Origin of the sequence: Streptomyces sparsogenes, assembly GCF_001704635.1 — a bacterium.
GTDB classification, from domain to species: Bacteria; Actinomycetota; Actinomycetes; order Streptomycetales; family Streptomycetaceae; genus Streptomyces; species Streptomyces sparsogenes.
Genome location: NZ_MAXF01000109.1, coordinates 1 through 23,313 on the forward strand (window position 1 = coordinate 1; position 23,313 = coordinate 23,313).

At 73.4% G+C, this 23,313-nt stretch carries 23 protein-coding genes; 16 read left to right on the forward strand and 7 right to left on the reverse strand.

What is annotated here, in order from left to right; genetic code table 11:
* Together BBH68_RS23045 and BBH68_RS23050 are read left to right on the forward strand one after the other, a co-directional pair.
* Positions 1-549: IS30 family transposase (locus tag BBH68_RS23045; RefSeq protein WP_107500872.1), on the forward strand; the 549-nt coding region annotated here is incomplete at its 5' end.
* 262 nt (positions 550-811) lie between these two features.
* Entirely contained in the window at positions 812-1,522 is a 711-nt protein-coding gene (locus BBH68_RS23050; RefSeq protein WP_065965381.1) for a GntR family transcriptional regulator, read from the forward strand.
* A gap of 219 nt (positions 1,523-1,741) precedes the next feature.
* Here the strand turns inward: BBH68_RS23050 and BBH68_RS23055 are convergent, their stop codons facing one another.
* Entirely contained in the window at positions 1,742-2,023 is a 282-nt protein-coding gene (locus BBH68_RS23055) for an HPr family phosphocarrier protein (protein ID WP_065965382.1), read from the reverse strand.
* 200 nt (positions 2,024-2,223) lie between these two features.
* On the opposite strand from BBH68_RS23055, the gene BBH68_RS23060 reads away from it, so the two are divergent.
* The 4 genes from BBH68_RS23060 (at position 2,224) to BBH68_RS23075 (ending at position 7,786) form a co-directional block, all read left to right on the forward strand.
* Positions 2,224-5,109: a bifunctional acetate--CoA ligase family protein/GNAT family N-acetyltransferase gene (locus tag BBH68_RS23060; RefSeq protein ID WP_065965383.1), complete on the forward strand. Its 2,886-nt coding sequence runs from the start codon at positions 2,224-2,226 to the stop codon at positions 5,107-5,109.
* Between the two features lie 51 nt (positions 5,110-5,160).
* On the forward strand, positions 5,161-5,757 hold the full coding sequence (locus BBH68_RS23065; protein WP_065965384.1) for a DUF5998 family protein: 597 nt from the start codon (positions 5,161-5,163) through the stop codon (positions 5,755-5,757).
* The gene (locus BBH68_RS23070) at positions 5,757-6,986 is read left to right on the forward strand and encodes an alkaline phosphatase family protein (RefSeq protein ID WP_065965385.1); all 1,230 of its coding nucleotides are present in this window, start codon (positions 5,757-5,759) and stop codon (positions 6,984-6,986) included. Before BBH68_RS23065 ends, BBH68_RS23070 begins: the two co-directional genes overlap by 1 nt.
* Positions 6,987-7,069: 83 nt before the next feature.
* Complete coding sequence (locus BBH68_RS23075) at positions 7,070-7,786, forward strand: thymidine kinase (protein ID WP_065965386.1); 717 nt, start codon at positions 7,070-7,072, stop codon at positions 7,784-7,786.
* Here BBH68_RS23075 and BBH68_RS23080 read toward each other — a convergent pair.
* The gene (locus tag BBH68_RS23080) at positions 7,783-8,592 is read right to left on the reverse strand and encodes a VOC family protein (protein WP_065965387.1); all 810 of its coding nucleotides are present in this window, start codon (positions 8,590-8,592) and stop codon (positions 7,783-7,785) included. The genes BBH68_RS23075 and BBH68_RS23080 overlap by 4 nt on opposite strands.
* Before the next feature lie 275 nt (positions 8,593-8,867).
* On the opposite strand from BBH68_RS23080, the gene BBH68_RS23085 reads away from it, so the two are divergent.
* Positions 8,868-9,704, forward strand: coding sequence for a sulfurtransferase (locus BBH68_RS23085; protein ID WP_065965388.1), 837 nt, complete (start codon positions 8,868-8,870; stop codon positions 9,702-9,704).
* A 76-nt stretch (positions 9,705-9,780) separates the two neighbouring features.
* Here the strand turns inward: BBH68_RS23085 and sepH are convergent, their stop codons facing one another.
* The 3 genes from sepH to BBH68_RS23100 all read right to left on the reverse strand — a co-directional run bounded on the left by sepH (position 9,781) and on the right by BBH68_RS23100 (position 13,863).
* Positions 9,781-10,863 (reverse strand): septation protein SepH, encoded by a 1,083-nt coding sequence (gene sepH / locus BBH68_RS23090; protein WP_076970693.1) that lies wholly within the window; start codon positions 10,861-10,863, stop codon positions 9,781-9,783.
* A gap of 464 nt (positions 10,864-11,327) precedes the next feature.
* Positions 11,328-12,653, reverse strand: coding sequence for a D-arabinono-1,4-lactone oxidase (locus tag BBH68_RS23095; protein WP_425428836.1), 1,326 nt, complete (start codon positions 12,651-12,653; stop codon positions 11,328-11,330).
* The gene (locus BBH68_RS23100) at positions 12,607-13,863 is read right to left on the reverse strand and encodes an MFS transporter (protein ID WP_065965391.1); all 1,257 of its coding nucleotides are present in this window, start codon (positions 13,861-13,863) and stop codon (positions 12,607-12,609) included. The genes BBH68_RS23095 and BBH68_RS23100 overlap by 47 nt, the downstream gene beginning before the upstream one ends.
* A 127-nt stretch (positions 13,864-13,990) precedes the next feature.
* Here BBH68_RS23100 and BBH68_RS23105 point away from each other — a divergent pair, with 127 nt between their 5' ends.
* Entirely contained in the window at positions 13,991-15,145 is a 1,155-nt protein-coding gene (locus BBH68_RS23105; RefSeq protein WP_065965392.1) for a ferrochelatase, read from the forward strand.
* Positions 15,146-15,309: 164 nt separating this feature from the next.
* On the forward strand, positions 15,310-16,137 hold the full coding sequence (locus BBH68_RS23110; RefSeq protein ID WP_065965393.1) for an inositol monophosphatase family protein: 828 nt from the start codon (positions 15,310-15,312) through the stop codon (positions 16,135-16,137).
* Between the two features lie 125 nt (positions 16,138-16,262).
* On the opposite strand, the gene BBH68_RS42070 is transcribed toward BBH68_RS23110, so the two are convergent.
* The gene (locus BBH68_RS42070; RefSeq protein ID WP_170066589.1) at positions 16,263-16,433 is read right to left on the reverse strand and encodes a hypothetical protein; all 171 of its coding nucleotides are present in this window, start codon (positions 16,431-16,433) and stop codon (positions 16,263-16,265) included.
* A gap of 324 nt (positions 16,434-16,757) precedes the next feature.
* Here BBH68_RS42070 and BBH68_RS23115 point away from each other — a divergent pair, with 324 nt between their 5' ends.
* From BBH68_RS23115 to BBH68_RS23130, 4 genes are all read left to right on the forward strand, one after another.
* Positions 16,758-17,411, forward strand: a complete 654-nt coding sequence (locus BBH68_RS23115) for a response regulator transcription factor (RefSeq protein WP_065965394.1) — start codon at positions 16,758-16,760, stop codon at positions 17,409-17,411.
* Positions 17,412-17,417: 6 nt separating this feature from the next.
* Positions 17,418-18,656, forward strand: coding sequence for a sensor histidine kinase (locus BBH68_RS23120; protein WP_065965395.1), 1,239 nt, complete (start codon positions 17,418-17,420; stop codon positions 18,654-18,656).
* A 439-nt stretch (positions 18,657-19,095) separates the two neighbouring features.
* A complete protein-coding gene (locus BBH68_RS23125) occupies positions 19,096-19,398 on the forward strand; it encodes a DUF4193 domain-containing protein (RefSeq protein ID WP_065965396.1) in 303 nt (100 codons plus the stop codon).
* Entirely contained in the window at positions 19,308-20,120 is an 813-nt protein-coding gene (locus BBH68_RS23130) for a hypothetical protein (protein ID WP_249025350.1), read from the forward strand. Before BBH68_RS23125 ends, BBH68_RS23130 begins: the two co-directional genes overlap by 91 nt.
* A gap of 44 nt (positions 20,121-20,164) precedes the next feature.
* Here the strand turns inward: BBH68_RS23130 and BBH68_RS23135 are convergent, their stop codons facing one another.
* Positions 20,165-20,611, reverse strand: a complete 447-nt coding sequence (locus BBH68_RS23135; protein WP_065965398.1) for a DUF3093 domain-containing protein — start codon at positions 20,609-20,611, stop codon at positions 20,165-20,167.
* Positions 20,612-20,710: 99 nt separating this feature from the next.
* On the opposite strand from BBH68_RS23135, the gene dut reads away from it, so the two are divergent.
* From dut to BBH68_RS23150, 3 genes are all read left to right on the forward strand, one after another.
* Complete coding sequence (gene dut / locus BBH68_RS23140; protein ID WP_065965411.1) at positions 20,711-21,226, forward strand: dUTP diphosphatase; 516 nt, start codon at positions 20,711-20,713, stop codon at positions 21,224-21,226.
* A gap of 1 nt (position 21,227) precedes the next feature.
* Positions 21,228-22,016, forward strand: coding sequence for a DUF3710 domain-containing protein (locus BBH68_RS23145; RefSeq protein ID WP_065965399.1), 789 nt, complete (start codon positions 21,228-21,230; stop codon positions 22,014-22,016).
* 233 nt (positions 22,017-22,249) lie between these two features.
* On the forward strand, positions 22,250-23,128 hold the full coding sequence (locus tag BBH68_RS23150) for a hypothetical protein (protein ID WP_065965400.1): 879 nt from the start codon (positions 22,250-22,252) through the stop codon (positions 23,126-23,128).
* The last annotated feature ends 185 nt before the right edge of the window (positions 23,129-23,313 follow it).

Sequence of the window (23,313 nt, forward strand, 5' to 3'; positions counted from 1 at the left end):
AAGCAGGCCAACTACCGCCAGCCGCGGTTCACCACCCCGATGGTGATGATCAGCGAACGGCCTGCCGAGGCCGCCGACCGGGCCCTGCCCGGCCACTGGGAGGGCGATCTGATCATCGGCAAGGATGGCAAGTCCGCGATCGGCACCCTGGTCGAACGCGCCACCCGCTATGTGATGCTCCTGCACCTGCCGGGCGACCACGGAGCCGGGGCCGTCCTTACCGCCCTGACAGCCACCGTCCAGACCCTGCCCGCCCAGCTGAAGCGGTCCCTGACCTGGGACCAGGGCAGCGAGATGGCCCGGCACGGCGAGTTCACCCTGGCCACCGACATCCCGGTCTACTTCTGCGATCCCGCCAGCCCCTGGCAGCGCGGCTCCAACGAGAACACGAACGGCCTGCTGCGGCAGTACTTCCCCAAGGGCACCGACCTGTCCCACCACGACCCCGAACACCTGGCCGCCGTCGCCGACCAGCTCAACCGCCGCCCACGCAAAACGCTCGGCTGGGAAACCCCAGCCGAGCGCCTGCATAAACTCCTCGCGGCCTGACCAACACGACCACGTGTTGCGACGACCCCTAGAAACCGCCCAGCGGACCGGGGGCCTTCGGCATACCCGCCCGCCCTGGCCAAAAAAATTCCATGAAATCCTCCCGCCGGTCGGAAAACGAAGCCGCTTCGAATAGAGTCGCTGAATACGCGTCAATCGGCTGCGTTCGCGGAGATTAAGGCGGAGGTTCGACGATGCGGGACCGGAAGTGAACGGCGATACGACCGCGATCCAGGGAGGTCGCCGAATTTCGGCGCACGCGGTGTGTACGGCGATCCGCGACGACATCGTCTCCGGCACCTTCGCGCCGGGCAGCCGGCTGATCGAGGACCTCCTCGCCCGGCGCTACGGCGTCTCCCGGGTGCCCGTGCGCGAGGCGCTGCGCACCCTGGAGTCGGAGGGCTTCGTGACCACCCGCAGGCACGCGGGCGCGTGTGTCGCGCAGCCGTCCGAGCGGGAGGCCGCCGACCTGCTGGACATCCGCGCGCTGCTGGAGCCGCTGGGCGCCGCGCGGGCGGCCCAGCGCCGCACCGAGGCGCATCTGAAGGTGCTGCGCGGCCTGGTCCGGCTCGGCCAGGAGCGGGCCCGGCACGGCCAGTTGGGCGAGCTGCGGGCGCTGAGCGACTGGTTCCACGAGACGCTGGCCCAGGCCTCCGGCACCCCGAGCCTGGCCGGGCTGCTGGTGCAGCTGCGGCGCAAGATCGCCTGGGTGTACACGGTGGAACCGGCCCGCCGGGCCGCGCCGCCCGCCCCGGGGGGCGCCCCGCGCTCCGACTTCTCGTCCCGGGCCGTCGAGTCCTGGGGCGAGCACGGCGCGCTGGTGGACGCCGTGGCGCGCGGCGACGCCGACCGCGCGCGGGCGATCGCCGCGGCGCACGCCGAGCGCTCGATGTCGGAATACCGGCTGCGCCGCCCCGCCCCCGGTGTGAGGACTTCGAAACCTCCCGTCAACACGACGGGCCTCCGGAATTAACAGCGGCCCCCTATAAAAATGATGGGGATTACCGCCCCGCATTGCCGTCCGGTATTGCCGCCCCGCATTGCCGTCCCGTGTCACCGCCCCGCATTGGTGCCCTGAATTGCCGTCCCGCCCCGGCGGGCGGCGGAGAGCATGAAAAAACGCGGCCGCGGTCACCCGGGACGGGTCACCGCGGCCGCGCCGCGCGGAGATGGCGAGGAAACACGCCTTCGCTCAGACGGTCTCCGGAAGCTCCTCCAGCCCCTCCGCGACCAGCTTGGCCAGGCGGTCGAGCGCGACCTCGGCGTCCTCGGCCTCGGAGGCGAGGACGACCTCCTCGCCGCCCTGGGCGCCCAGGCCGAGCACCGCGAGCATGGAGGCGGCGTTGACCGGGGCGCCGCCGGCCTTGGCGATCGTGATGGGGACGCCGGCGGCGGTGGCCGCCCGGACGAAGATCGACGCGGGGCGGGCGTGCAGCCCCTCGGCCCAGCCGATGTTGACGCGGCGCTCAGCCATGGTGTTGCCCTTCAGGTGCGGGGTTGCTGTTGTCTAGACCAATATCACACGAGTGTCGTTGTCTTATTATGCCCGAACGGTGCCCGAGTGAGTCCGGGCATGCCCGGACGGGCCCGATACGGACCTTCCCCCGACACCTCCTCCCCACGCAAGGGCGTCCACCATTCGGACCCCCGTCCGACGGCCGTAGGCTGGCCCCCATGCGGCTCCCGTCCGACACCCACGCCTACCCGGCCCACTGGGAGGCCGACGTGGTCCTCCGCGACGGCGGCACCGCCCAGATCCGCCCCATCACCCCCGACGACGCGGGGCGCCTGGTCAGCTTCTACGAGCGGGTCTCCGACGAGTCCAAGTACTACCGCTTCTTCGCGCCCTACCCCCGGCTCTCCGACCGCGACGTCCACCGCTTCACGCACCACGACTACGTCGACCGGGTGGGCCTGGCCGCGACGATCGGGGACGAGTTCATCGCCACCGTCCGCTACGACCGGATCGACGGCGGGGGACTGCCCGCCACGGGCCCGGCCGACGAGGCCGAGGTCGCCTTCCTCGTCCAGGACGCCCACCAGGGGCGCGGCGTGGCCTCCGCCCTGCTCGAACACATCGCCGCCGTGGCCCGCGAGCGCGGGATCCGCCGCTTCGCGGCCGAGGTGCTGCCCGCCAACACCAAGATGATCAAGGTGTTCACGGACGCGGGCTACACCCAGAAGCGCAGCTTCGAGGACGGCGTGGTCCGCCTGGAGTTCGACCTCGAACCCACCGACCGCTCCCTGGCCGTCATGCGCGCCCGCGAGCAGCGCGCCGAGGCCCGCTCCGTACACAGGCTGCTCGCCCCGGGCTCGGTCGCCGTCATCGGCGCCGGCCGCGCCCCTGGCGGCGTCGGCCGCGCGGTGCTGCGCAACCTCCTCGACGACGGCTTCGCCGGGCCCCTGTACGCCGTCAACCGGGCTTTCCCGCAGGGCCAGGAGCGGCTGGACCCCGAGGGCGTCCCGGCCCACCGCTCGATCCGCGAGATCGACGGCCCGGTCGACCTCGCCGTCGTCGCCGTCCCCGCCGGCCAGGTGCCCTCCGTGGTCGCGGACTGCGGCGAGCACGGCGTCCAGGGCCTCGTCGTGGTCTCCGCCGGCTACGCCGAGAGCGGACCCGAGGGCCGCGACCGGCAGCGCGAGCTGGTCCGCCAGGCGCGCACCTACGGCATGCGGGTCATCGGCCCCAACGCCTTCGGCATCATCAACACCGCCGACGGCGTGCGGCTGAACGCCTCCCTCTCACCACGGCTGCCCGCCCCCGGCCGGCTCGGCCTGTTCACCCAGTCCGGGGCGATAGGCATCGCGCTGCTGTCCGGTCTCGACCGGCGCGGGGCGGGCATCGCGGGCGTCTCCACCTTCATCTCCGCGGGCAACCGCGCCGACCTCTCCGGCAACGACCTCCTCCAGTACTGGTACGACGACCCGCGGACGGACGTCGCCCTGATGTACCTCGAGTCCATCGGCAACCCCCGCAAGTTCACCCGGCTCGCCAAACGCACCGCCCAGGTCAAGCCGGTCGTGGTCGTCAAGGGCGCCCGGCACAGCGGCAGCGCCCCCACCGGCCACGCCGTTCCCGCGACCGGCATTCCGGACGCCACCGTCTCCGCCCTGCTGCGGCAGGCCGGCGTCATCCGCGTCGGCACGATCACCGAACTGGTCGACGTCGGGCTGCTGCTGTCCGCCCAGCCGCTCCCCGAGGGCCCGCGCGTCGCCATCCTGGGCAACTCCGACTCCCTGGGGCTGCTCACCTACGACGCCTGTCTCACCGACGGGCTGCGCCCGCTGCCGCCCCGCGACCTGACCACCGCCGCCACCCCCGACGACTTCCGGCACGCCCTCGCCGAGGTGCTCACCGACGACGCGTGCGACGCCGTGGTCGTCACCGCCATCCCCCGGGTCGGCGACGCCGCGGCGGCCGAGCTGGCCGGGGCCGTGCGCGGGGCGGCCGCCGAGGCCGCGGCGCGCGGGGCGGCCAAGCCGGTGGCGGTGGTCCACCTGGAGATCCCGGGGCTGGCCGAGGCCCTGGCCGCCCCCGACCCCGCCGCCCCCGGCCCCGGCCCCGGCGGGGACGGCGGTGATGGTGGCGACGCGCCCTTCCCGGCCCCGCGGATCCCCGCCTACCCGGCCGCCGAGCGGGCCGTACGCGCCCTGGCCGAGGCCGTCGGGTACGCCCGGTGGCGCCGGCAGGCCGAGGAGCCCGGGCGGGTCCCCGAGTACGAGGACATCGACGAGGCGGGCGCCGCGGCCGACATCGACGTCCTGCTCGCCCCCGCCGAGGACCTCCCGCCCGAGCTCCCGCCCGTCCGCCCGTCCGAGGCCCCGCCCGTCCGCCCCTCCGGCCTCCCGTCCGACATCCCCCCGGCCCCGCACCCCGTCACCCTCTCCGCCCCCGACGCGCAGCGCCTCCTCGCCCGCTACGGCGTCAGCGTGCTGCCCGCGCTCCCCGCCCCCGACCCGGACGCCGCCGTACGGGCCGCGACCAGGCTCGGCTTCCCCGTCGCCCTCAAGACCACCGCCCCTCACCTGCGCCACCGCGCCGACCTCGGCGGTGTACGGCTCGACCTCGGCGGCGAGGCGGAACTGCGCCGCGCCTACGCCGAATTGACCGGCTACCTGGGCGCCCCCGAAGAGCTGCGGCTCGTCGTGCAGCGGATGGCCCCGCGCGGCGTCGACACCGTCGTACGGGCCGCCATCGACCCCGCCGCCGGGGCGGTGCTCTCCTTCGGGCTCGCCGGAGCCCCCTCCGAACTGCTCGGCGACACCGCCCACCGGCTCGTCCCGGCCACCGACCGGGACGCCGCCGAGCTGGTCCGGTCCATCAGGACCGCGCCGCTGCTGTTCGGCTGGCGCGGCTCCCGGCCCGTCGACACCGCGGCGCTCGAAGAGCTCCTGCTCCGGGTGTCCCGCATGGTGGACGACCATCCCGAGGTGGTCGCCGTCGACCTCGAACCGGTCGTGGTCGCCCCGCGCGGCCTGTCCGTGCTCGGCGCGGCCGTCCGGCTGGCCCCGCCGCCCCCGCGCACCGACCTCGGCCCCCGCCACCTGCCCAGCTACTGACCCCCCGCCGTCGTGGGCGCCGGTGTCGGTGCGGGCCCGTAGGATGGGGACATGGCGAAGACCGGTACGACGACCCAGGGGCTGCGCGCGGCGATCGAGCGCAGCGGCTATTACCCGGCACTCGTGGCCGAAGCGGTGGAGGCCGCGGTGGGCGGCGAGCCGGTCGTCTCGTATCTGGTCCACCAGGAGACCACCTTCGACTCCAACGAGGTCCGCCGCCATGTCACGGTCCTCGTCCTGACCGGCACCCGTTTCATCGTCAGCCACACCGACGAGCAGGCCGCCGACGGCACCTCCCCGTCGCCGTACGCCACGACCTCCACGGAGTCCGTGAAGCTCCAGCGGATCTCCTCGGTGGTGCTCAGCCGGGTCGTGGCCAACCCCGAGTCGTACACCCCCGGCACGCTGCCCCGCGAGGTGGTCCTCACCATCGGCTGGGGCGCCGTCAACCGCCTGGATCTCGAGCCCGCCGCCTGCGGCGACCCCAACTGCGAGGCCGACCACGGCTACACCGGCTCCTCCACCGCCGACGACCTGAGCCTGAGGGTCAGCGAGGCGGGCGACGGCCCCGACAGCGTCCGGCAGACCCTCGCCTTCGCCCAGTCGCTCTCGGAAGCCACCGCGGACACGCCGGACGCCGGCCGCTGATGTCCGACTCCACCGCCGGCTCCGCCACCGCCTCCCGATGGCATGAGCCCGAGCCCGTGCCGCTCGACCCCCGCTCCGCCCCCGTGCCCCGCTACGGCACGGGCTCGCTCGCCGATCTGCTGCCCGCCGTCGCCGCGGGCCAGGGCGTCCCGGGCCTGACCTCGGGCCTGGCCCTCGCGCCCGCCGACCGCGTGTGCGTGTTCCTGGTCGACGGCCTCGGCTGGGAGCTGCTGCGCGCCCACCCCGCCGAGGCGCCCTTTCTGACCTCGCTGCTGGCCGGCTCCCTGGGCGGCACCGGCGCGCCCCTCACCGCGGGCTTCCCCTCCACCACCGCGACCTCGCTGGCCTCCGTCGGCACGGGCCTGCCGCCCGGCGCCCACGGCCTGCCGGGCTACACGGTGGCCGACCCCGCCACCGGTCAGCTGATGAACCAGCTGCGCTGGCAGCCGTGGACGGACCCGCACGCCTGGCAGCCGTACCCCACCGTCTTCCAACTGGCCGACGCGGCGGGCGTGCACACCTGCCAGGTCTCCGCGCCCACCTTCGCCGAGACCCCGCTCACGAAGGTCGCGCTCAGCGGCGGCACCTTCCACGGCCGGCTGACCGGGGAGGAGCGCATGGACCTCGCGGCCGAGCAGCTGGCCGCCGGCGACCGCTCGCTGGTCTACACGTACTACAGCGAAGTCGACGGCAAGGGCCACCGCTTCGGCGTCGACTCCGACGAGTGGCGGGCCCAGCTGCGCTATGTGGACGGGCTCGCCCAGCGCCTCGCCGAGCAACTGCCGCCTCGCGCCGCCCTGTACATCACCGCCGACCACGGCATGATCGACCTCCCCTTCGACCCGGAGTCCCGGATCGACTTCGACGAGGACTGGGAGCTGCGGGCCGGCGTCGCCCTGTTGGGCGGCGAGGGCCGCGCCCGCCATGTGTACGCGGTCCCCGGCGCCGCGAGCGATGTGCTCGCGGTGTGGCGCGAGGTGCTCGGCGAGCGGATGTGGGTGGCGAGCCGGGACGAGGCCATCGAGGCCGGCTGGTTCGGGCGGCCCGGGGACGGCGGCGGCGTCGACGAGCGGGTGTACCGGCGGATCGGCGATGTGGTGGCCGCCGCCAGCGCGGACGTCGCGATCGTCGCGTCGCGGACCGAGCCGAAGGAGTCGGCGATGGTGGGGCTGCACGGCTCGATGACCCCCGTCGAGCAGCTCGTCCCGCTCCTCGAAGTACGCTCCTGAACCGTCCCGCCCCCGCCTGTCCTCCCTGCCCGGCCCATTCCTCCTGTCCACCCGTCCGCCTGTCCGAAAGGTCTCGCCGCCCCATGCCCGAGCTGGTGTTCTTCTCCGGAACCATGGACTGCGGAAAGAGCACCCTCGCTCTGCAGATCGAGCACAACCGCTCGGCGCGCGGCCTGCAGGGCATGATCTACACCCGGGACGACCGGGCGGGCCGGGGCAAGCTCTCCTCGCGGCTCGGGCTGGTCACCGAGGCCGTGGAGGCCGGCGACGACCTCGACTTCTACGCCCATGTGGTCGGGGTCCTCACGGCCGGGGGCCGCGCCGACTATGTGATCGTGGACGAGGCGCAGTTCCTCGCCCCGTCCCAGATCGACCAGCTCGCCAGCGTCGTGGACGACCTGGGGCTCGACGTCTTCGCCTTCGGCATCACCACCGACTTCCGCAGCAAGCTCTTCCCCGGCTCGCAGCGCCTGGTCGAGCTCGCGGACCGGATCGAGGTGCTCCAGGTCGAGGCGTTGTGCTGGTGCGGGGCCCGCGCCACGCACAACGCCCGGACCGTCGGCGGCCGGATGGTGGTGGAGGGCGCGCAGGTCGTCATCGGCGATGTCAACCGGCCCGGGGCCGAGGTGGGTTACGAGGTGCTGTGCCGGCGCCACCACCGGCGCCGCATGACGGCCGCTGCCGCTCGCGCCGCCGCGCTCTCGCCGGACGTCCTCCCCGTCGACCCGGCGACCTCGCCCCCCGCCCCGGGCGCGCCCGCGCCCCGCGACTCCTCCGACACGCCCCAGGCCGCTCCCTAGGGGGTCACCACCCCGACCGTGTCCACCAGGGTGAAGGCCGCGCCCTCGGGGTCCGTGACGGTGGCCGTACGCCCCGTCGCGCCGTCGCGCGGCGGGAGGACCACGTAGCCGCCCAACTCGGCGACCTGGCGGGCCGCCTTGTCCACGTCCGTCACCGCGAAGCAGGTCCGCCAGTGCGGGCCCCGGTCGCGCGGCAGCGCGCCGCCCACGCCGTGGATCGCGGCCACCGGCCGCCCCGCCACCCGCAGGGTCATCACGTCGGATCCGTAGTCGTCGGCGGCCGGTCCGGGGCCCTCCCCGGACCAGGGCTCGCTGTCGCAGCCGAAGACCGTGTCGTAGAACTTGCTGACGGAGGAGTCACGGGTGATCAACTCGTGCCACACGGGGGAGCCCGGCGCCCCGATCTCCTCGGCGCCCAGGTGCTCCCGCGCCTGCCACACGCCGAAGGTGGCGCCCTCCGGGTCGGCGGCGAGGGCCATCCGGCCCGCCTCGCCCGCGTCCAGCGGGCCCACGGCCACGGTGCCGCCGCAGGCGCGGATCAGCTCGGCCGTCTCGTCGGCGTCGTCGGAGGCCAGATACATCGTCCAGGCGACCGGCAGGTGGCGCTCCGGCGGCATCTCGCCCAGTCCGGCGACCGGCAGGTCGCCGATCCGCGCGCGTACGTACGGGCCCAGGTGCTGCGGCCCCGGGCTGAACTCCCAGCCGAACAAGGCGTGGTAGAAGTCCTGCGTCGCGGCCAGGCTGTGCACCATCAGGCTCGTCCAACAGGGCGTGCCCGGTGGGCGCCGAGTCGCTGCCTCGGTCATCGTCACTCTCTCCTCGGACCAATGTGGTGTCCGTGCGGCTCCGGCCGGCGCGCGGGTGCGCGGGGGCGGTGGTGGGGGGCGCCGGACAGATATTCGCACCACCTGTCGCAACGCGCGCCCGGGCCGCGCCGCAATTCGCGGCTCCCAGCAGGACCATGCCCGCTTTTCAGCCGCGCATCCGTATCCGGGCCATGGCCAAGAGATGTCTGTCAGCTGTACGACGGGTGATCGGGTAGGTCAATCGTCGGAGACGCGTCTACGCAAGGATGGTGCCCATGAATGCCATCGTCACCGCATCCGATCTCATGGACGAACTGGCGGGGGAGCGGCCCCCGCTCCTCCTGGACGTCCGCTACCAGCTCGGCGGCCCGCCCGGCCGCCCCGCCTATGAGGCCGGGCACCTCCCCGGCGCGGTCTATGTCGACCTGGAGAGCGAGCTCGCCGGCCCCCCGGGCCCCGCGGGGCGCCATCCGCTGCCCGAGCTGTCCGTCTTCGCCGCCGCGATGCGCCGGGCCGGGGTCCGCGCGGACCGGCGCGTGGTGGCGTACGACGGCGGGCAGGGGTGGGCCGCGGCGCGCGCGTGGTGGCTGCTGCGCTGGGCCGGCCATCCGTCCGTGCGCGTCCTCGACGGCGGCCTGGCCGCCTGGACCGAGGCCGGCGGTCCGCTGACCACCGAGGCCACCGCGCTCCCCGAGGGCGACTTCGAGCCGCGCCCCGGGGCCCTGCCGCTGCTGGACGCGGACGGCGCGGCGGCGCTCGCCCGGCGCGGGCTGCTGCTGGACGCGCGGGCGGCCGAGCGGTACCGGGGCGAGGTGGAGCCGATCGACCCGGTGGCCGGCCACATCCCGGGGGCGGTCTCGGCGCCGACCACCGAGAACGTCGCCCCGGGCGGCCTGCTGCTGCCCGCCGAACAGCTGGCCCAGCGCTTCGCGGGCCTCGGCGCCACGGCGGACGCCGAGGTGGGCGTCTACTGCGGTTCCGGCGTCTCGGCGGCCCACCAGGTGCTGGCGCTGGCGGTCGCGGGCATCCCGGCCGCCCTGTACGTCGGCTCCTGGAGCGAGTGGACCGCCGACCCCGCCCGCCCCGTGGCCACCGGCCCCGACCGCGGCTGACCTCGCCTGCCGACAGGGCTGGGCCCGGCCGTCGGTCGCGACGGCCGGGCCCAGCCCCGAGGGAAGCGCGCGGGCGCTACTCCTGTTTCTTGCGGCGGGTGCCGAAGACGATCTCGTCCCAGCTGGGCACGGCCGCCCGGCGGCCCGGGCGCACCCCGTCGGCCTCCGCCTGACGGTCCGTCGTGCCGGTCAGCCGCTCGCGGTGGCCGGCGACCGAACGGGGCATCAGGACGTCCGCGTACGCCGAGCCGGCGCTGGCCGCGGGCGCGGGGGCCGGGGGCTCGACGGGCTCCGGCTCCTCGGCGGGCTCGTCCGCCCCGGAGGAGCCGCCCGGCGACTCCGGCACGATCATGTCGCCCCGGAAGTTCGGCACGGCCTCCAGCAGGCTGGTGAGCGAGTCCCGCTCGCCGCCGAGGCCGTCGTCCACCGAGGCCGACGAGGAGTCGGCCTCGCCGTCGCCGCGCTCGGACAGACCCTGCCGATCCCGGTCCCGGTCACGGTCGCGCGGCAGCCGGGCGATCCGCGGCACGAACGGGAAGCTCGGCTCGGGCGTGTCGTCGGCCTCGCCGATCAGCGCCCGGGCCTCGTCGTCCACGGCCTGGACCAGCCGCCGGGGCGGGTCGTAGGTCCAGCTGGCCGAGTGCGGCTCCCCGGCCACGCGGTAGACCAGCAGCACCTCCCAGGTGCCGTCGTCGCGCCGCCAGGAGTCCCACTGCGTGGTGTCCTTCTCCGCGCCGCGCAGCAGCAGCCGCTCCGCGACGGCCTCGCCGAGCTGGGGCCCGGCGTTCTCGCCGGGGCGGCGCACGGGGGTCTTGCGGGCGCGCTCGGCCATGAAGGCGCGCTCCGCGAGCACCGGACCCTCGAAGCGGCGCACGCGGTCGACGGGGATGCCCGCCATCTGCGCGACCTCTTCGGCCGAGGCGCCGGCGCGTATACGGGCCTGGATGTCGCGCGGCCGCAGATGGCTCTCGACCTCGATCTCGATCTGGCCGAGCCGAGCGCGATCGTTGCGCACCGCGGCGCGCAGACGCTCGTCGATGGGAAGTGTGTACTCCGTGCTGTCCGCAGCCTTGAGCACCAGCCGTGTGCCGTCGTTGCTGACGGCCACGACACGCAGTTCGGGCATGGGGACCTCCCGGGTGGTGCCTGCCGACGTCACGGTTGCGTCGCTGCTCTCCCGCTAGACGAGTGTGGCCTGCCCGGGTGCAGCCTGCCACAACTTTGCCGAGTTGCCCGGCGTGTCGGGCCTGCGCCCCGATCCGCCGTTATGGCACGGTGACCTGTTTGCAGCCCAAAACGACGGCGCCGTCGCTCGGGGCAGCGATCCCCATGTCATGTCGCGGCGCCGCCGGTTGAGTTGCCGCCTTTTGACCCCTCCCGTTGGGTCCGGGCGGCCGGACGGGAAAGCGGGGCCAGGGATCGCCACAGTACTCCATTCGGGCCGCTCAGGTGGAGCGGCACGCCAGCCAAGTTCTCGTCGCGGGGGCCTTGTGGACCTTGAACCGGGCGGCGGCGGGCGTGAAGTGAGTGGCAAGTTTCACATGATCGACAGAAACGGAACGATCTACTTCGTTTTTGCTCGCTTCCCTTCTGGGTGAGGCGCGGAGGGGAACGAATGTGCGTTCAGTCTCCCAGCACCCGCCGCAGATAGTCGTTGCCGAACAGCCGGTCCGGGTCGAGCCGGTCGCGGATCGCGGTGAACTCCCCGAACCGCGGGTAGACGTCGGCCAGGTACGCGGCGTCACGGCTGTGCAGCTTGCCCCAGTGCGGGCGCCCCCCGTGCGCGGTCATGATCTGCTCCGCCGCCGTGAAGTACGCCCGGTGCGGGGTGCCCCGGTACAGGTGCACCGCTATGTAGGCGGTGTCCCGGCCGGAGGCGGTGGACAGCGGGATGTCGTCGGCCGGCGCGGTCCGCACCTCCACCGGGAAGCCGACCTTCAGACCGGACCGCTCCACGGTTGCCTTCAGCTCGCGCAGCGCCGCGACCGCGGCCTCGCGCGGCACCGCGTACTCCATCTCCACGAAGCGGACCCGGCGCGGACTGGTGAAGACTTTGTAAGGGATGTCCGTGTACGTGCGGGCCGACAGCGCGCGGCTGGAGATCTTGGCGATGCCGGGGATGGTCGCGGGGACCGCCCGGCCGACCGTGCAGGCCAGCTGGAAGACGCCGTTGGACAGCAGTTCGTCGTCCACCCAGCCGCTCACCCGGCCGAGCGGGGCGGCGGGTCCGCTGGTGCGGTTGTTGCGCTTGGTGTTGCAGTTGCTGGTGTGGGGGAACCAGTAGAACTCGAAGTGTTCGTTCTCCGCTACGAGTTGGTCGAACTCCGCCGTGACCCGGTCGAACGGCATGGGTTCCTCGCGCGCGGTGAGCAGGAACTCCGGCTCCACGGCGAAGGTGATCGCGCTGACCACGCCCAGCGCGCCGAGTCCGAGCCGGGCGGCGGAGAAGACCTCCGGGTTCTCCCGGTCCGAGCAGCGCAGCACCGAGCCGTCCGCGGTCACCAGCTCCAGACGTCTGATCTGGGCGGCGATCGAGGCGCTGGCACGGCCGGTCCCATGCGTCCCGGTGGCGGTGGCCCCGGCCACCGTCTGCTCCATGATGTCGCCCATATTGGTCAGCGACAGGCCGTGCGCCGCCAGGGTCTGGTTGAGCTGCCACAGCGGGGTGCCGGCCGCCACGGTGACCGTGCCCGCCTCCCGGTCGATCTCCCGGACCCCGGCCAGCCGCTCGGGACGTATCAGCAGCCCGTCCGTGGCGGCCGCGGCCGTGAAGGAGTGGCCGGTGCCCACCGCCTTCACCCGCAGGCCCTCCTCGGCCGCCCGGCGCACCGCCTCGGCGAGCTCCGCGGTCGACGAGGGGGCGATGGAGCGGGCCGGCCGGGCGACCACGTTCCCCGCCCAGTTACGCCACACGCCGTTCCGGTTGGTCCTCATGGTCCCTACGGCCATCCGTACCCGACCCCTCCCGCTGTGGCGCCGGCAGCAGCCGGCGGTACCCGAGGAACGCCACCGCCGCCGCGGACGCCCCGGCCACGGCCGGCACCGCGTACCCCGCGCGGGCCCCGGCGGCATCGACCACCCATCCGGCGGCCGACGAGCCGAGCGCCACCCCCACCGAGAGCCCGGTGCTCACCCAGGTCATGCCCTCGGTCAGTTTCGCGCGTGGCACGAGCTGTTCGACCAGGGCCATGGTGGTGACCATCGTCGGTGCGACGGCCAGGCCCGCGACGAAGAGCGCCACGGCCAGAAACGAAAGGTTCCCGACCAGTTGGAGGGGGATCATACTCACGGCCATCGCACAGACACCCAGCAGCCACCTCCGGGGCGCGGAGCCCGTGAGGCGCAGCAGCCCGAAGACCGCGCCGGCCAGGCAGGAACCCGCCGCGTAGATGGCCAGCACCACGCTCGCCGCCGCCTTGTGGCCCTGCTCCTCGGCGAAGGCCACCGTCACCACGTCGATCGCGCCGAAGAGCGCGCCGACCGCGGAGAAGGCGGTCACCAGCGTCAGCAGCCCGGCCGAGCGCAGCGCCGAGCCGCCGGTGTGGTGCTCGCGCGGATGCGGCACCGGCTCGGTGGCGCGCTGTGCGGTCAGCGCCAGCACCCCGACCGCGAGGAAGCAGCCGGCCAGCAGGGGGCCCGCCTCCGGGAACCAGGCGGTGGACAGCCCGACGGACAGGATCGGGCCGACGATGAAGCAGACCTCGTCGACGACGGACTCGAAGGCGTACGCGGCGTGCAGCCGACTCGGGGCGTCGCGGTAGATCGCCGCCCAGCGGGCCCGCACCATCGCCCCGACGCTCGGCACACAGCCGGCCGCCGCGGCGAACGCGAACAGCGTCCAGTCCGGCCAGCGCAGATGCGCGCTCAGCAGCAGCCCGGCGATGGCGATGAGCGCGACGAGCGTGGCCGGGCGCAGCACCCGGCGCTGGCCGTGCCGGTCCACCAGCCGGGAGACCTGGGGGCCCAGGGCGGCCGAGGAGATCGCGAGCGCGGCCGAGACGGCGCCCGCCAGCCCGTACCGGCCCGTGATCCCGGAGATCATGGTGACCACGCCGATGGAGGTCATCGAGATCGTCAGCCGGCCCGGGAACCCCGCGGCGGAGAAACCCTTGGTGCCGGGGGCGGAGAAGATCGCGCGATAAGGGCCGGGACTGGGCACGGGTGGGCTCCGCGGGGCATGCAGACGGGCGGGTAAGGAACGTAGACGCTGAGACAGATTACGGCCATCCACAGGGCGGCGCAGGTGCATTTCCCGCCCGTCAGTGCCGGGTGGCAGGATCGGGAACATGCCGGAACAGTCAGCTCAGCCATCCTCCGCCCGGTCTTCCGCTCCGTACGACGCACTGCTGCTGCTCTCCTTCGGCGGCCCGGAGGGCCCCGACGACGTGGTGCCGTTCCTGGAGAACGTGACGCGAGGCCGCGGCATCCCCCGCGAGCGCCTGAAGGAAGTGGGCCGGCACTACTTCCTCTTCGGCGGCGTCAGCCCGATCAACGCGCAGAACCGCGAGCTGCTCCAGGCGCTGCGCAAGGACTTCGCCGAGCACGGCCTGGACCTGCCGGTCTACTGGGGCAATCGCAACTGGGCGCCCTATCTGACCGACACCCTGCGCGAGATGGCCGCGGACGGCCGCCGCCGCGTCCTGGTGCTGGCCACCAGCGCCTACGCCTCGTACTCCGGCTGCCGCCAGTACCGCGAGAACCTCGCCGACGCGATCGCCGCCCTCGAGGCGGAGGGCCTGGAGCCGCCGCGCGTCGACAAGCTGCGGCACTACTTCAACCACCCGGGCTTCGTGCGGCCCATGGTCGACGCGACGCTGGCCGCGCTCGCCGAGCTGCCCGAGCCGGTGCGCGCGGGGGCGCACCTCGCCTTCACCACCCACTCCATCCCGACCGCCTCCGCCGACACCTCCGGCCCGCCGCGGGACCACGGGGACGGTGGGGCGTACGTCGCCCAGCACCTCGACGTGGCCCGGCTGGTCGCCGACGCGGTGTGCGAGGAGACCGGGGTGGAGCACCCCTGGCGCCTGGTCTACCAGTCGCGCAGCGGCGCCCCGCACATCCCCTGGCTGGAGCCGGACATCTGCGACCACCTGGAGGAGCTGCACGGCGCGGGCGCCCCCGCCGCCGTGATGGTCCCGATCGGCTTCGTCTCCGACCACATGGAGGTCAAGTACGACCTCGACACGGAGGCGGCGGCCAAGGCCGAGGAGCTGGGGCTGCCGGTCGCGCGCGCCTCGACGGTGGGCGCGGACCCGCGCTTCGCCGCGGCGGTGCGCGAGCTGGTGCTGGAGCGCGCGGCCGCCGAGCGCTTCACCGCCGGGCTGGAGGCGGCGCCGCCGACGCGCTGCGCGCTGGGCGCGCTCGGCCCGAGCCACGACCTGTGCCCGGCGGGCTGCTGCCCGGCCCGGGCGCCGCGGCCCGCCGCCGCGGGAGAGGACTGAGCCGCCACCGCCCCGCCCCCGGAGAGCGGCCGAGCGTGTCCCGGGGGCACCGCGCGGGCCCTGCCGCGCGGCGCGAGAGGCAAGCCCGCGCACCGCAGCGCGCCAAGCCCGGGGCGGGGACGGCACGGCCCGCCCGCCTCAACCCGCACGCCCTAAGGAGCACCATGACCGACCCGCTCACCACCGAACTCCTCGATGTGGCCCTGGAGGCCGCCCGCCGGGCAGGAGAGCTGCTCCGCGACGGCCGGCCGGCCGACCTGGGCGTGGCCGCCACGAAGACCAGCCCCATCGACGTGGTCACCGAGATGGACCTGGCCGCCGAGAAGCTGATCACGGACTTTCTCGCCGAGCGCCGCCCGGACGACGGCGTGCTGGGGGAGGAGGGCGCGAGCACCGAGGGCAGCAGCGGGGTGCGCTGGGTGATCGACCCGATCGACGGCACGGTCAACTACCTGTACGGCCTGCCGTCCTGGGCCGTGAGCATCGCCGCCGAGCGGGACGGCGAGACGGTCGTGGGCGTCGTGACCGCCCCGATGCGCCGCGAGACGTACCACGCGGTCCTCGGCGGCGGCGCCTACCTCGGCGTGCCCGGAAGGGAGCGGGAGGAGCCCCGGGAGCGGCTGCGCTGCCGCCCCGCGCCCGCGCTGGACCAGGCGCTCGTCGGCACCGGCTTCGGCTACCGCACCGAGCGGCGCGTCGGCCAGGCCGAGGTGGTGCGCGCGCTGCTGCCCACGGTGCGCGACATCCGGCGCGGCGGGTCGGCCGCCATCGACCTGTGCGATGTGGCGTGCGGCCGGCTCGACGGCTACTACGAGCGCGGGCTGAACCCGTGGGACTTCGCGGCCGGGGCGCTGATAGCCCGCGAGGCGGGCGCGCTGACCGGGGGCCGCCCGGGGATCCCGGCGTCGGGCGAGCTCACCGTCGCCGCGCCTCCCGGCCTCTTCGAGCCGCTCCAGCGGCTCCTGGACGAGCTGGGCGCCTGGCACGACTGACGGCGGGCGGCGAGAGCGCCCGCCGAGCCCGGCCCGCGGCGCCCTCTGGACAGAGCGGCGCCCCGGTGCCACAAGGGCAGCCGGGGCGCCGCGGGTCGGTGAGCGCGGGTGCCGGAGGACCGCCGTCAGGCGATCGCGCCGACCTCCACGCCGTGCTCGGCGGCCAGTCGGCGGAGGTCTTCCAGCTCCGACAGCTCGACATCGGCCAGGAAGTCGTCGCCCGTCTCACGGGCGCGGGTGAGGTCGGACTTGGTGGTCTCTATACGCTGCAGAATGCCTGCGGTGAACGCGTCCATGTGCGCCCCCTCGTCGTGGGTCGGTGGCACGGGGGTGTGCCGACGGGTGGACGATCACGTGCGTGGTCCCTGCCGATGGCAAAAAGGTTTGCGGGGTGCCACATACAGGGCGTGATCGGGTGTGCAGTCGTCCTCCCCACCCCCCACCAAGCGGAAACCTCCGCCGAAAAAGAATCTTGAACAGTCCCCTCCGAATCCCCCTTACCGCCGGTTTATGAGACTTCGAGGCAGGATGGAGGCGCCGGGCGCCGACCGAGCCCGGCCGGACCGCGCCATCAGGGCACCGAGGCAAGGCCCAGGGCACCGAGGGAAGGACTCACGAAAGTGCGTGTACTCGTCGTCGAGGACGAGCAGCTGCTCGCCGATGCGGTGGCCACCGGACTGCGCCGGGAGGCCATGGCCGTCGACGTCGTGTACGACGGGGCCGCCGCGCTGGAGCGCATCGCGGTCAACGACTACGACGTGGTCGTCCTCGACCGCGACCTGCCGCTGGTCCACGGCGACGACGTGTGCCGCAAGCTGGTCGAGCTCGGCATGCCCACCCGCGTCCTGATGCTCACCGCCTCCGGTGACGTCAGCGACCGCGTCGAGGGCCTTGAGATCGGCGCGGACGACTACCTGCCCAAGCCGTTCGCCTTCAGCGAGCTGATCGCCCGGGTGCGGGCGCTCGGCCGCCGCACCACCGTCGCCCTGCCGCCCGTCCTGGAGCGCGCCGGGATCAAGCTGGACCCCAACCGCCGCGAGGTGTTCCGGGACGGCCGGGAGGTGCAGCTGGCGCCCAAGGAGTTCGCGGTGCTCGAGGTCCTCATGCGCAGCGAGGGGGCCGTCGTCTCCGCCGAGCAGCTGCTGGAGAAGGCCTGGGACGAGAACACCGACCCGTTCACCAACGTGGTCCGGGTCACGGTCATGACGCTGCGCCGCAAGCTCGGCGAGCCCGCGGTGATCGTCACCGTGCCCGGCTCCGGCTACCGGATCTGACCGGGCATGGCCACGACCCCACTCCCGCCCAGCGCACCGCCCAAGCCCAGCTGGGACCCGCGGCCGCTGTCGAGCCCGCGGCCCTGGCTGCGCCCCACCATCCGGATACGGCTCACCCTGCTGTACGGCGGGATGTTCCTGATCGCCGGCGTGGTACTGCTGACGATCATCTACCTGCTGGCGGCGGACGTCCTGCAGGGGAGCAGCAAGCTCCCTTTCCAGATCATCAAGATGGACTACACCCTCACCGACCGCACCTGTGATCTGCCCAGCCAGGGCAGCACCACGCTGTTCAACGAGGCGGTGACGCGGTGCATGAACCACCAGCGCTCCCTCGCCCTGGACGCGCTGCTGCGCCGGTCGCTGCTGGCGCTGCTGGGCCTGGCCGTGCTGGCCTTCGCGTTCGGCTACGCCATGGCCGGGCGGGTGCTCTCGCCGCTGGGCCGGATCACCCGCACCGCGCGCCAGGTCGCGGGCTCGGACCTGTCGCGCCGGATCGAGCTGGACGGCCCGGACGACGAGCTGAAGGAGCTGGCCGACACCTTCGACGAGATGCTGGAGCGCCTGGACCGCGCGTTCACCGCCCAGCAGCGGTTCGTCGCCAACGCCTCGCACGAGCTGCGCACCCCGCTGGCGATCAACCGCACGCTGCTGGAGGTGCAGCTCTCCGACCCGCAGGCGTCCCCCGAGCTGGCCCAGCTGGGCAAGACGCTGCTGGCCACCAACGAGCGCAGCGAGCAGCTGGTGGAGGGCCTGCTGCTGCTCGCCCGCAGCGACAACGAGATCGTCGACCGCAAGCCCGTGGACCTCGCCGAGGTCGCCTCCCAGGCGCTGGAGCAGGTGCGTACGGAGGCGCAGGACAAGGGCGTGACGGTGCGGGGGGTGCGCGCGCCCGTGGTGGTCCAGGGCAACGGTGTGCTGCTGGAGCGGATCGCGCTGAACCTCATCCAGAACGCGGTGCGGTACAACATCTCCGAGGACGGCTGGGTCGACGTGACCACCGAGGCGCGGGAGGGGCAGGCGGTGCTGGTGGTGTCGAATACCGGCCCCGTGGTCCCGGCGTACGAGCTGGACAACATCTTCGAGCCCTTCCGCAGGCTGCGCACCGAGCGCACGGGTAGCGACAAGGGCGTCGGCCTCGGCCTGTCGATCGCCCGCTCGGTGGCCCGCGCCCACGGCGGCCGGATCACCGCGGAGCCGCGGGAGGGCGGAGGCCTGGTCATGCGCGTGGTCCTGCCGCTCTGAGGTCCGGCGGAACCGGCGCTCCGAGGTTCGGCGGAACCGCTGGAGAAGATCCGTGACACCATCGCGCGCTTGTTCGCTTTGGGAGGAATTTTGGCGATCCGACCCCCGCCTGTATCCTGTGTGATCGATCACATGGGCGAATTTCAAGCCATATACGCACTGTGATCGTCGCGACTGGCGGAAGGCCGGGAAAGTCCGGGTTTCCGGGGGTCGTGATCACGGGAAGTACACGTGAGGGCGCATGTGCGTGCGACTTCCGGACCGTGTACGGTCCCGATCGCCATCCAAGCCGATCACCTCTTCAGGGGTGCGGTTGGGTGTCGATTGAGTAACAGACCTTGATGTGAGGCAAAATCTCCGCCTCGGGTCGGGCACAAGTCCGGCCTCTCACGCGTTACGTGCGCTGAGACACCACAGACACCCAGAGGGGGAGAGCGACATGGCAACGGATTACGACACCCCACGCAAGACCGATGACGACGTCAACGAGGACAGCATCGAGGAGCTGAAGGCCCGGCGGAACGACAAGTCCGCGTCGACGGTCGACGTGGACGAGTTCGAGCAGGCCGAGGGCCTGGAGCTGCCCGGCGCGGACCTCTCCAACGAGGAGCTGTCCGTGCGGGTGCTGCCCCGCCAGGCCGACGAGTTCACCTGCATGAGCTGCTTCCTCGTGCACCACCGCAGTCAGCTGGCCACCGAGACCAAGAACGGCCAGCCGATCTGCCGCGACTGCGCGGCGTAAGCCGCGGGTCCGGCGTGGAAGCGGAGCACGGCGACGTGACCGACGCGCACGTCGAGCGAGGCCGGATGGCCTCGCTCGCGGCCGCTGTCGGCCGGAGCGCACGCAAGGGCGGCGAGCGCGCGAGAGCGGGGGTCCACGCGGTCGCCGATCGGATCGTCGCGAACGCTCCGCGGATCCCGGTCCGCGACCTCGCCGCGCTGCGCGAGCAGTTCCCCGGGCTCGGCCCGGAGGAGATCGCGGACAAACTGGTGGCCGGTGCCGCGAACGGCACCTCCACCGTGGGCGCGGGCGTCGGCGCCGCGGCGATGCTGCCGGCCCCGCCCGCCATGCCCACCGAGCTGGCCGCCGAGATCATCGGGGTCGCCTCGATAGAGATCAAGCTCATCGCCGAGCTGCATGAGGTCTACGGGGTGCGCGCGCCCGGCACCGTCCGCCAGCGCGCGATCGCCTACCTCGGGGCGTGGGCCCAGGAGCGCGGCATCGACGCCGCCGTCCCGGCGACTGTGAACACCGCGCTCGGCGTCCAGATGAAGCGCGAGCTGCGCCAACAGGTCCTCAAGCGCAGCTTCCGCAATCTGCCGTCCCTCGCGCCCTTCATGATCGGCGCGGCCGTGGGCGCGGCGCTGAACCGGCGCGACACCCACAAGCTCGCCCGGAAGATCCGCAAGGACCTGCGCGCCCGCCAGGTGCCCTGGGGCGCGCTCCCGCCGCTGCAGGCCTAGCCCAGGAATATCAGCCTGCCCCGGACTTGCCGGCCTGTCCCGGCCTACTGGGCCCGTACGGCCCCGAGCGCGGCGGCCAGCGCCTCGGGATCGCGGGTCGAGAGATAGACGTACGGCGTCGGGTCCTCGGGGTCGGTGACCTCCACCCGCAGCGCCGTCGGGATGTAGCTGCGCAGCAGCATGAACGCCCGCGGATCGGCCTTGTAGGTGCGCCAGGCGGCCGCCTCGTCACGGTCCAGCACATGGGCCGTCCCCAGCGCCGACACGGGGATCTTCGCCTCGCCGGCGACCAGCGAGCCCGCGACCACCCGGACCCGCACCGAGCCGTAGGCGCTCACCACGACGGCCGCGGCCGCCGCCCCGCCGATCAGGCCCCCGAGCATCGGCAGCGTCCCGAAGGGCAGCAGGATCAGCGCCGTCGCGACCCCGACCAGAAAAGCGATGAACCACCATGAACGGGGTGCGGTCAGGCGTTCTTCGTAAGGCTGCATGGGCTCAAGCTTGGCATGGCCGCCGAACGGCGCCTCGCGCGCGGGTAAGGTCAGCCGTTGCGAGAAACGAACGCGATGGTGAAGACGAAGGGGCAAGGCGTGACCGTGACGCCCGTAGATGTGTTGATCCGCAGGGTGGATCCCGAGGTGCCGATCCCCGCGTACGCCCACCCCGGCGACGCCGGTGCCGACCTCGTCACCACACAGGCGGCGGAGCTCGCCCCCGGAGAGCGCGCGGTGCTGCCGACCGGAGTGTCTATCGCGCTCCCCGACGGGTATGCCGCCTTCGTGCATCCGAGGTCCGGACTCGCCGCCCGCTGCGGAGTCGCCATGGTGAATGCCCCCGGGACCATCGATGCCGGGTACCGTGGAGAAATCAAGGTGATCGTGGTCAACCTGGACCCGCGCGAGACCGTGCGGTTCGAGCGCATGGACCGGGTCGCCCAACTGATCGTCCAGCAGGTCGAGAAGGTGCGCTTCCACGAGGTGGCGGAGCTTCCCGGTTCGGCGCGGGCCGACGGGGGCTTCGGGTCCACCGGCGGCCATGCCGCCGTGGACGGTTCAACGGGTGGGAATGGATACGCTTCGGTCGGTTCCGACCGGGAAGGACGATGACGTGTTCGGACGTCGCCGCAAGCGCAAGGAGGACGTCGAGCCGCTCGACGTGGCCTCCGACGAGTTGGCCGAAAACGCCGAGAACGCCGAGGACGCGGACGCCGCGGACTCCGAACCGGACGCCGTCGCCGAAAGGGTGAGCCTGCCCCCGGCGCCGCGCCCCGACGGGCCGTGGGACGTATCCGAGGTGCGCGAGCCCGGCGAGGGCCGGGTGGACCTGGGCGGCCTGTTCGTGCCCGGTGTGGAGGGCATGGAGCTGCGGGTGGAGGTCGCGGGCGACGCGATCGTCGCCGCGACCGTGGTCCTGCGGGACAGCGCCGTTCAGCTCCAGGCGTTCGCCGCCCCCAAGAAGGAAGGCATCTGGGCCGAGGTGCGCGACGAGATCGCCACCGGCATCACCCAGCAGGGCGGGGTCGTCGACGAGGTCGAGGGGCCGCTCGGCTGGGAGCTGCGCGCCCAGGTGCCGGTGCAGCTGCCGGACGGCAAGAACGGCGTGCAGGTCGTCCGCTTCGTCGGCGTGGACGGCCCGCGCTGGTTCCTGCGCGGTGTGATCTCCGGCCAGGGCGCGGTGCAGCCCGAGACGGGCAGCCTGCTGGAGGCGATCTTCCGGGACACGGTCGTGGTGCGCGGCGAGGGCCCGATGGCCCCGCGCGACCCGATCGTCCTGAAGCTGCCGGAGGACGCGCAGATGGTGCCCGACGGGGTGCAGCAGGAGGAGGCGCAGGGCTCGCGGTTCGCGGGCGGCGCCGACCGGCTGCAGCGCGGGCCGGAGATCAGCGAGGTGCGCTGAGCGCCCGCCGCGCCCACCTGTCGCCGTCCGAGCCACAAGACATCCCTCAGGGGCCCGGGAGCCTGGCTCCCGGGCCCCTGGAGTTTTTCGCGGGACAGTTTTTCCCGGGACTCGTTGAACACAGCCGTCACCCCACCCGTACTGAGGGGCGCGAGACCTTGCGCGACCCGGAGCAGGGGCAGGACGGGCGCGACCAGTAGACCGTGCTGTTTGTGACCTCACGAGGTGATCAGATGTCCCGTGGCCTTCCGTTACCGCACCGTCGGCGAGTCCTTGCCGCCGGTGTGATCGGCGGTATCACCTGCGCGGCCGTCGCGGTGGGAGCCGCCATGGCCGGGCAGGACGGCTCGGGAGCGAGCGACAAGGCGAGCACCAAAGCCGCGTCCACCATCAGCTGCCCCGAGGTGACGGGCTCCCTCCCCGAGATCCCCGCCCAGGCGAAGGCGGAGGTGGACCGCAACCTGGCCCTGCTGCGAACGCAGCTCGACGAGGCCAACAAGCGCCTGGCCTCCTCCGTGGGCCAGGGCGGGCCGAACTTCGTCCAGAACGCCATCCTCGGGCCGCTGAAGGACAAGCGCAGGTCCACCCTGGACCGCATCGCGATCTCCATCGGCCGCCATGCCGGGAAACCGCAGGGGCTGGACGCGCTCGCCGAGTGCTCCCTGGGCACGGGCGCGGGCTCCGGCACGGGCGCGGGCGGCTCCGCCCCGGCTACGGCCGCACCCTCGGCGCCGGGCTCCGGCGGGGAGGGCGGCGCGCAGGACGGTTCGGGGGCCGGCTCGGGGGCCGGCACCGGAGCCGGGTCGGGCTCCGCCCAGTCGATCAGCTGCCCGGACGTCGCCTCGAAGATCGGCGCGGTGCCCGCGGCCGCCCAGGCCGAGGTGGACCGCAACATCGCGCTGCTGCAAACCCAGCTCGACGAGGCCAACAAGCGCCTGGCCTCCTCCGTGGGCCAGGGCGGGCCGAACTTCGTCCAGAACGCCATCCTCGGGCCGCTGAAGGACAAGCGCGCCTCCACGATCGACCGCATCCGCATCTCGATCTCCCGCCAGGGCGCGACCGCCCCCTCTGGTCTCGACGCCCTGGCGGGCTGCTCGCTGGCCTCCGGCTGAACCCAGGTCGTCGGCACAGCCTGAGCCAGCGGCGCCGTGGGCCGCGCTCCCTCTCCCGGAGCGCGGCCCATCGGCCTTCGCGGATTCGGGCGCGTTCGCCGGTTCGCGCACGAAAAATCGGCCCTCCCGCGTAAAAAAAGCGTCAACAGCATGGCCCCGGCCGTCAGGGAGCCGTCAACGCGGTC